Annotated in this window: 7 protein-coding genes; 4 read left to right on the top strand and 3 right to left on the bottom strand. The window is 46.8% G+C overall.

Annotation, left to right across the window (positions count from 1 at the left end):
* The 3 genes from ACXJGZ_RS08520 to shyB form a co-directional block, all read right to left on the bottom strand.
* Positions 1 to 247 (bottom strand): NADH-quinone oxidoreductase subunit B family protein (locus ACXJGZ_RS08520; RefSeq protein ID WP_456399057.1); only part of this gene is annotated, 247 nt, incomplete at its 3' end.
* Complete coding sequence (gene shyC, locus ACXJGZ_RS08515) at positions 244 to 1,110, bottom strand: NAD(P)-dependent hydrogenase/sulfhydrogenase 2 subunit gamma (protein ID WP_456399056.1); 867 nt, start codon at positions 1,108 to 1,110, stop codon at positions 244 to 246. The genes shyC and ACXJGZ_RS08520, both read right to left, overlap by 4 nt.
* A complete protein-coding gene (shyB, locus tag ACXJGZ_RS08510) occupies positions 1,107 to 2,111 on the bottom strand; it encodes an NAD(P)-dependent hydrogenase/sulfhydrogenase 2 subunit beta (RefSeq protein ID WP_456326350.1) in 1,005 nt (334 codons plus the stop codon). The genes shyC and shyB overlap by 4 nt, the downstream gene beginning before the upstream one ends.
* Positions 2,112 to 2,276: 165 nt before the next feature.
* Here shyB and nuoE point away from each other — a divergent pair, with 165 nt between their 5' ends.
* The 4 genes from nuoE to ACXJGZ_RS08490 form a co-directional block, all read left to right on the top strand.
* On the top strand, positions 2,277 to 2,741 hold the full coding sequence (gene nuoE, locus ACXJGZ_RS08505) for an NADH-quinone oxidoreductase subunit NuoE (protein WP_456326351.1): 465 nt from the start codon (positions 2,277 to 2,279) through the stop codon (positions 2,739 to 2,741).
* Positions 2,734 to 4,542, top strand: a complete 1,809-nt coding sequence (gene nuoF / locus ACXJGZ_RS08500; protein WP_456399055.1) for an NADH-quinone oxidoreductase subunit NuoF — start codon at positions 2,734 to 2,736, stop codon at positions 4,540 to 4,542. The genes nuoE and nuoF overlap by 8 nt, the downstream gene beginning before the upstream one ends.
* Position 4,543: 1 nt before the next feature.
* Positions 4,544 to 7,411 (top strand): NAD(P)-binding protein, encoded by a 2,868-nt coding sequence (locus ACXJGZ_RS08495; protein WP_456399054.1) that lies wholly within the window; start codon positions 4,544 to 4,546, stop codon positions 7,409 to 7,411.
* Between the two features lie 25 nt (positions 7,412 to 7,436).
* The coding region (locus tag ACXJGZ_RS08490; protein ID WP_456399053.1) for a nitroreductase family protein at positions 7,437 to 7,859 on the top strand (423 nt) is incomplete at its 3' end.

The raw sequence follows: 7,859 nt of genomic DNA, 5'->3' as shown, positions 1-7,859 counted from the left end.
CAAGAGCTATCAGATAGTTTGAGTGATTTCTTGCAAAATGGAGGAGGTTTAAATCCCTCTGGGTTGATACACTTCCCGTTACTATCGCAACATCGAAACTCCCGTGCTCTTTAAAGCTTGAAGCCATGTGGAATTCTTTTATCTCATAGAATTCGAGCAGGTCAAAGAACTTCTCGTAGAGGAAGAGAATGTTCAGTGCACAGCCCCCACAACCGGTCAGCTCAAAAACACCAAGCTTAAGCATCATATCAACCCCCTCGTGGATAGGGCATCCCAGTATGTGAAGACGGGGCCGTCCTTGCACACGTATTTTATTGATGTGCTCGTTCCAACGATGCAGTGCCCGCACTTACCCACACCGCACCTCATGCGTCTCTCAAGGGTCATGTAAATTCTTCCAGGGGATAATTTTCTATCAAGAAGCTCCCTTATGACGAACTTGTACATCACAGGAGGACCGCATATTAAGGCGTAGGTGTTGTTAACGTCAAATTCCTCCCCACGGAAGAGGTCTGTAACAACTCCACGACAGACCTTCGGTGAGTAACCCTTCTCCAGATAGATGCAGGAGGGGCTCTCCACCTCGTAGGCGAGCTTTGCTGTGCAGTTCATCGCTTCCCCATGCTTGAGGAGGTGCGTGATTTCATCCCTGAAGAGTATATCCTCATAGCTCTTTGTTCCATAGAAGAGGTATATGTGTTCGTATTTTCCGCTGTCGATGGCATACCAGAGCACCGAGCGCAGGGGCGCCATTCCAAGGCCGCCCGCCACAAGAACGAGATTTGCACCCTCCATATCCTCCATAGGGAAGCCGTTCCCGTAGGGGCCGCGGATTCCGACTATGTCCCCTTCCTTAAGCGTGTGCATGTGCTTCGTCATTCTGCCAGCCCTTCTAATACAGAGCTGGAAATAACCTTCTCTGGTAGGAGTGGAGCAGAGGCTTATTGGGAACTCCCCAAAGCCCCTTATGTCAACTATAACGAACTGCCCGGGTTTGTATTTGAAGTTTCTGTTGATTTCCGGATCAACAAAGCGGAGCGTGAAGAGCTTTTCCCTTGGCGTGAGATCTTTTACTTCTAAAATCCTTGCGTCATGGGTTTGGAACGTCATTTTAACGCCTCCCTAACTTCATCTAAAACCTTAACATGCTCTATCTTAGCTGGACAGAACTCGTCACATCTTCCACAGCCCACGCAATTGAATCCCGACTCAGGATCAAAGTAGTTTTTGCAGTAGTAGCGGTGCCTGAATCTGTCTAAGCGCGTGGGTCTAAAGTTATGTCCCCCAGCCACTAAGCCGTGGCTTTCCATGAAGCAGGAGTCATAACGTCTAACTCTTACTGCTTCATAGGCGTTTATCCAGAGATCGCACACTTCATAGCATCTGCACGTTGGACAAACCATATTGCAGTTGCCACAGCCTAGGCAGATTCTCTCATATTTTTTCCACACTGGACTGTCAAATGCCAAATCGAGAATATCTGCTAAGCTCTCTTTATTTAAAGATCGTTTAAAAGCATTAGCTCTCTTCTCTTCAAATTCTCTAAAGTGATGGAAGTCTTCTTCGCTCACGTTCTCAAAAAGCTCCTCGTTTTCCCACGCTATCTCGTGTCCCTTTACGCTACCTACCCTTACAAGCCAGCCATCGGGAAGCTCATGTAAAAACAAGTCAAAGCCGTGCATGGCAAAATCTGTTCCTAGGCTTTTGCAGAAGCAGTATTCATCTGGCATACAGCTTATTCCAACTATCACGGTATTTTCACGCCTTGCCTTGTAATATGGATCCTCTGGTTCACTGAGGTAGACCTTATCGAGTATCTGAAGCCCGTGTATATCGCATGAGTGAACTCCAAAGAGGACTGTTTTCTCGACTTCGTTCTCCACTATCCACCCGCCTTCTTTGAGTTTAAGCATTTCATCCTTGGGTTTTACGAAAAACTTTTTTGGAGGCAGCATGGTTCGAGTGTAGTTTAAGGAAATTTCGTCCAGATCATCCACCTTTTTGAAAGAATGGATGTTTCCCTGCTTCACTGGGCCATATACCTTGCCCCATCCCTTCAGGGACTTGAAAAACTCCTCAAAATTTTCCTCTGGAAGCTTTACATATCTCAAAGTTACCACCAACCCGAAGGGTTCTCCATTTTATGTTTGTAAAAGGGGGGAATTTAAGGATTTTTTAAACACATGGTGGACAACCAAATGTTACAAACATATACTTTGGCGTACATTTATAAACATTGACGTAGATAAAGAGTACGAAGATGGTGGGTGATGGTTATGAACCTGAAGCTGGACTACATCTATAATTATGAGCCGAATCCGAGCTCTCTGATACCTCTACTGCAGAAAACACAGGAAAACTTCGGCTATCTTCCAAGAGAAGCTCTAGAAGAAATTTCCAGATATTTAAAAGTTCCTTTAACCCGGGTCTATGGTGTCGCAACATTCTATGCTCAGTTTCGATTCGAACCTCTGGGCAAATATGTGGTAAGGATATGTCATGGAACAGCTTGTCACGTCAACGGTGCTGTCAACATTTCCCAAGCAATTAAGGAGGAAGTGGGGATAGAAGAAGGGCAGACAACTGAGGATGGTCTCATAACCCTTGAGAGAGTTGCATGCCTTGGTTGCTGCAGCCTGGCACCCGTGATAATGATAAACGACAAGGTCTTCGGCAAACTCACGCCCGAGAAGGTCAGGAAGCTGATGAAGAAGCTCAAGGAGGGGAAGCTCGATGTCTGAAATCAAGGCCATAGCGGTCGGTATGAACTCCTGTGGCATTGCCGCGGGGGCAAAGGAGACATATGAAGCAATTAAAAAGGAGCTTGAGAAGAGGAACCTCGATGTCAAGCTCAAGATAGTTGGCTGTGTCGGCATGTGCTACAGGGAGCCGTTAGTTGATATAATCACCGACGAGAAGATAATCACATACGGCCATGTCGACTCCAAGAAGGTTCCGAAAATCATAGAGGAGCACGTTATAAAGGGGAATCCGATTGATGAGTGGATAGTGAAGAAGGACTGGTGGGAAAATGGTGAGAGGAAGACGTGGGATGTTGATGGCTACTTCTCAAAACAGAAAAAGATAGTTCTGGAAAACAGTGGTTACATAAACCCCGAAGATATCGATGAGTATATCGCCGTTAGAGGCTATGAAGGACTTAAAAAAGCTCTTAAGATGCAGCCTGAGGAGATAATAGAGATAATTACGAAATCGGGGCTTAGGGGAAGAGGAGGAGCCGGATTCCCCACAGGATTAAAGTGGAAATTCGCCAGGCAGGCGAAGGGTGATGAGAAGTACATAGTATGCAACGCCGATGAGGGAGATCCAGGAGCCTTTATGGACAGGAATGTCTTGGAAGGAGATCCACACCGCGTCATAGAGGGCATGATAATTGGAGCATATGCTATAGGAGCCACTAAAGGTTTCATCTATGTAAGAGCGGAGTATCCACTTGCAATAAGGCGTCTTAGAATTGCTCTCAAGCAGGCGAGGGAGAAAGGCTTCCTCGGTGAGAACATTCTTGGAAGTGGTTTTTCCTTTGATATCAAGATTAAAGAGGGAGCAGGAGCCTTTGTCTGTGGGGAAGAAACCGCATTAATCGCGTCCATTGAAGGCAAGAGGGGAATGCCGAGACCCAGACCGCCTTATCCGGCTCAAAAAGGTCTCTTTGGAAAACCGACCAACATAAACAACGTTGAAACCTGGGCAAACGTTCCATGGATAATCCGGCATGGATGGGAAGCTTATGCTTCTCTGGGCACAGAGAAAAGCAAGGGAACCAAGGTGTTTGCGCTCTCGGGGAAGATAAAACACGGAGGAAATGTCGAAGTTCCCATGGGAATAACTCTTAGAGAGATTTTATATGAGATTGGTGGTGGAACCAAGACGGGCAAGAAGATTAAGGCTGTTCAGCTCGGCGGGCCTTCAGGTGGCTGCATTCCTGAGTATCTCTTCGATACGCCCGTTGACTACGAGAGCGTCACTGCAACCGGTGCAATCATGGGGAGCGGTGGAATGGTGGTCATGGACGAGGACACGTGCATGGTGGACGTTGCAAAGTTTTTCTTGGATTTTACGGTAAAAGAATCCTGTGGAAAATGCACTTTCTGCCGTCTCGGGACGAAGAGGATGTGGGAAATCCTGGATAAGATAACCAAGGGTGAAGGGACGATGGAGGATGTAAAGGAGCTCGAAACACTTGCTCCTATGGTAAAAACAGGATCTCTGTGTGGCCTCGGCCAAACAGCGCCAAATCCCGTTTTAACCACGCTCCGCTATTTCAGAGATGAGTACCTGGCACACGTGAAGGATAAGAGATGTCCCGCCAAGGTGTGCAAGCCCCTCATAAAGTACGTCATAATAGCGGATAAATGCACTGGATGCACGGCATGTGCTATATTCTGCCCTGTTAAAGCCATAAGCGGGGAGAAACTTAAGCCTCACGTAATTGACCAGGAGGCATGCATAAAGTGTGGAACCTGTTATAATGTGTGCAGATTCGATGCCATAAAAATAGTGGACGCCTATGAGGGTGATTGAAATGGTCAGGATCATTGTGAATGGTAAGGAAATGGAGGTTTCCGGAGATAAGACACTCCTTCAGGTTCTCAGGGAGAAAGGAGAGCATATCCCGGGTATGTGCTATGATTTCGAGCTTGACCCATACGGCTCGTGCCGCCTCTGTCTCGTAGAAACACCGAGAGGAGTGACAACTTCATGCACCCTTAAACCCATGGAAGGGCTTGAGGTTGAGACCCTAAATGAGAAGATCATAGAGATGAGAAAAACCGCCCTTGAGTTAATGCTCTCGGATCACTATGGGGATTGTATAGGGCCCTGTCAGGATGGATGTCCAGCACACAGTGATGTGCAAGGATATCTTGCACTTATAGCAATGGGCAAGTATCATGAAGCCGTGAAGCTCATGAAGGAGAAGTACATTCTTCCCGCGGTTCTTGGAAGGGTTTGTCCCGCTTTCTGTGAAGATGCATGCCGGAGGAATCTTGTGGACGAGCCTCTCGCAATAAGACAGCTTAAGCGTTTTGCTGCTGATTATGACCTTGAGAATGGTCCATGGATGCCCGAAATACCCCCTTCAACAGGAAAGAGAATAGCCGTCGTTGGTGGTGGACCCGCCGGATTATCATGTGCCTACTATTTGAGGAGGATGGGGCATGATGTTACGATAATAGAAGCCATGCCAGAACTCGGTGGAATGATGCGCTATGGAATCCCCCCTTACAGGCTTCCTAAGGATGTCTTGGACAGGGACATTGCCACGGTGATCAATACGGGCATCGAGATAAAAACTGGCTGTGCTCTTGGTAAAGACATTACATTAGAGGAACTTAGAGAAAAATATGACGCGGTCTTTTTAGGTGTTGGAGCTTGGAAGGGCAGAAAGATGGGCATAGATGGTGAGGATTTAAATGGTGTTATGCAGGGAATTGAGTTTTTGAGAAAGGTCAATATGGGCGAGAAGGTAAGGCTTGGCGAACGCGTCATAGTCGTTGGGGGTGGAAACACTGCGATGGACGTTGCGCGCACTGCACTAAGGCTCGGGGCAAAGGTTACCATTGTCTACAGACGCTCAAGGGAAGAAATGCCCGCTAATCCGAGGGAAGTCGAGGAGGCGGAAGAGGAAGGCGTTGAATTCATGTTTCTCACAAATCCCGTTAAAATACATGGGAAGGATAAGGTTGAGAAAGTTGAATTGATCAAAATGAAGCTTGGAGAGCCCGATGCAAGTGGAAGAAGGAGACCCATACCAATAGAAGGTTCGAACTTCCTGATTGAGGCTGACAATGTGATCCTCGCCATTGGACAGTACTGTGATGAAACCTTTTTAAAGTCTCTTGGCATTGAGGCAAAGCGTGGAAAAGCCCTTGTGGATGATATAACTCTCCAAACTAACATTGAAGGAGTTTTTGCCGCTGGGGATCTTGTTTTGGGTCCCTCAACAGTTATAGAAAGCATAGCAACCGGAAGAAGAGCAGCTCTGATGATAGACCTATATCTCAAGGGTAAGCTTGAAAAAGCAAGAGATGTCCTTCTTGAGCCTTCAAAGCATGTAAACGATGTTGTGAACGATGATGATCTCTACAGAGTGCTCTTTGATTTGAAGCCCTATAACCACTGGAAGGATGTGACGGAGAAGGACTATGAACATGTAGAGAGGAAACCGCGGGTTAAAACGAGACTCAGACCTGTCGAAGAGAGAATTAAGGGATTCATTGAGGTTGAGGAGACTCTAAGAGAAGAGGAAGTTCTGGAGGAGGCAAAGAGATGTATGAGCTGTGGATGTATGGAGGTCTTCAGATGCAAGCTCAGGGAATATGCCACACTCTATGGTGCGAAGCAGGACAGGTTCAAAGGAGAGATTAACAAGTTCGAGATTGACGACACACATCCAAATGTTGCTCTGGACAACAACAAGTGTGTTCTTTGCGGCAGATGTGTCAATTTAACCCAAGAAATAATCGGGGAGGGAGCCCTGGATTATCTCTTCAGGGGGTTCAAGGCTAGGATTTCACCGCCTCTTGGAGAATCGCTTGGAGATATGAATGGTATTTTCATAGGGGATATGATCGACGTCTGTCCAACTGGAGCAATAAGCGAAAAACTGCCCTTCATAAAGCCAGGCCCCTGGAAAACGAGAGCTGTAAAGACGGTCTGCAATGGATGCTCCCTCGCATGTGAAATGAACATCGAAGTGTACAATGACATGCTGGTCAGGGCTTCTTCAAGGGCCGGATGGAATAATGGGCACATATGTGACATAGGACGCTTTAGAAGACCCTGGGCTGAGGATCTCGCATCCCCGCTCTTAAATGGTAAGAACGTGGGATGGGAGGAAGCTAAGGCATTCATAGAGGGTCAAGAAGATATTGCCCTTATCCTAACGCCCGAACTGACAAATGAGGAGATTGCTTACTTCAAGAAACTTGCGGAGGAAAGAGGCTTCAAACTTGGAGCCTTTGTTAAGGAAGGAATTTCCACCGCCACGCTTGAGGACATACAGAAAGCCAGAAAGGTTCTCTTAAAGGCTGATCTTGAGAGGTATCCTTATTTGAAGGTGCTCCTGAAGGGCAAGGAGTTTGTTGAGGAAGGTTACGATGTGGCAATAATTGAAGCTCCCGCAGAGCCTCTGGAGGTTCCTACCCTCATACTGCACGAGGGCGTTAATGAGGTAGGACTGCTAAAGCTTGGAGTTAAGGGAATTCCTAAGGCAAGGGCTTATGTGGTTATAGGAAAACCCAGAGAAGAGCTTGAGGGTGAGATTTTGATCCTTCCTTCCGGGCTTTGGGCCGAGAAGGAGGGGACGGTAATTAATGCATTTAACATGGAGCTTAAAGTTGGTAGAGCCAGAGAGCCAAAGTACAGTGTAAAAGACGTATTTTCTCTTTGATTTTTTTCTTTTATGGGGTGGTCTAATGGAGTTTTTTGAGGTTGTTAAAAAGAGGAGGAGCATAAGACTCTTTCTTGAGAGGCGGGTTCCCGAGGAATATACCAAGAAAATACTCGAAGCAGCTTTTTATTCCCCAAGTTCCATGAATAGAAGACCATGGCATTTCATAGTTGTTGAGGACAGGGAACTCATAAAAAGGCTCTCTCAAACAAGGGGAGGACTTGGGTTTCTGGAAAATGCACCTCTTGCCATAGCGGTATGTGGTGATGAGGAAATAAGTGAGTCATGGGTGTTTGATGCGTCCATAGCAGCAGAGCACATTCAGCTAGCGGCCACTGCTCTTGGTCTTGGTGCCTGCTGGGGGCATGTTTTGGATAGGGCTCACAACAGGGAAAAGAGCGCCGAGGAATATGTCAGAGAGCTTCTTGGAATTCCTGAAAACATAAGA

The organism is Palaeococcus sp. (in: euryarchaeotes), from assembly GCF_053987695.1.
The sequence above is the reverse complement of the archived record's forward strand: the minus strand, read 5'-3'. Positions and strand labels throughout refer to the sequence as shown.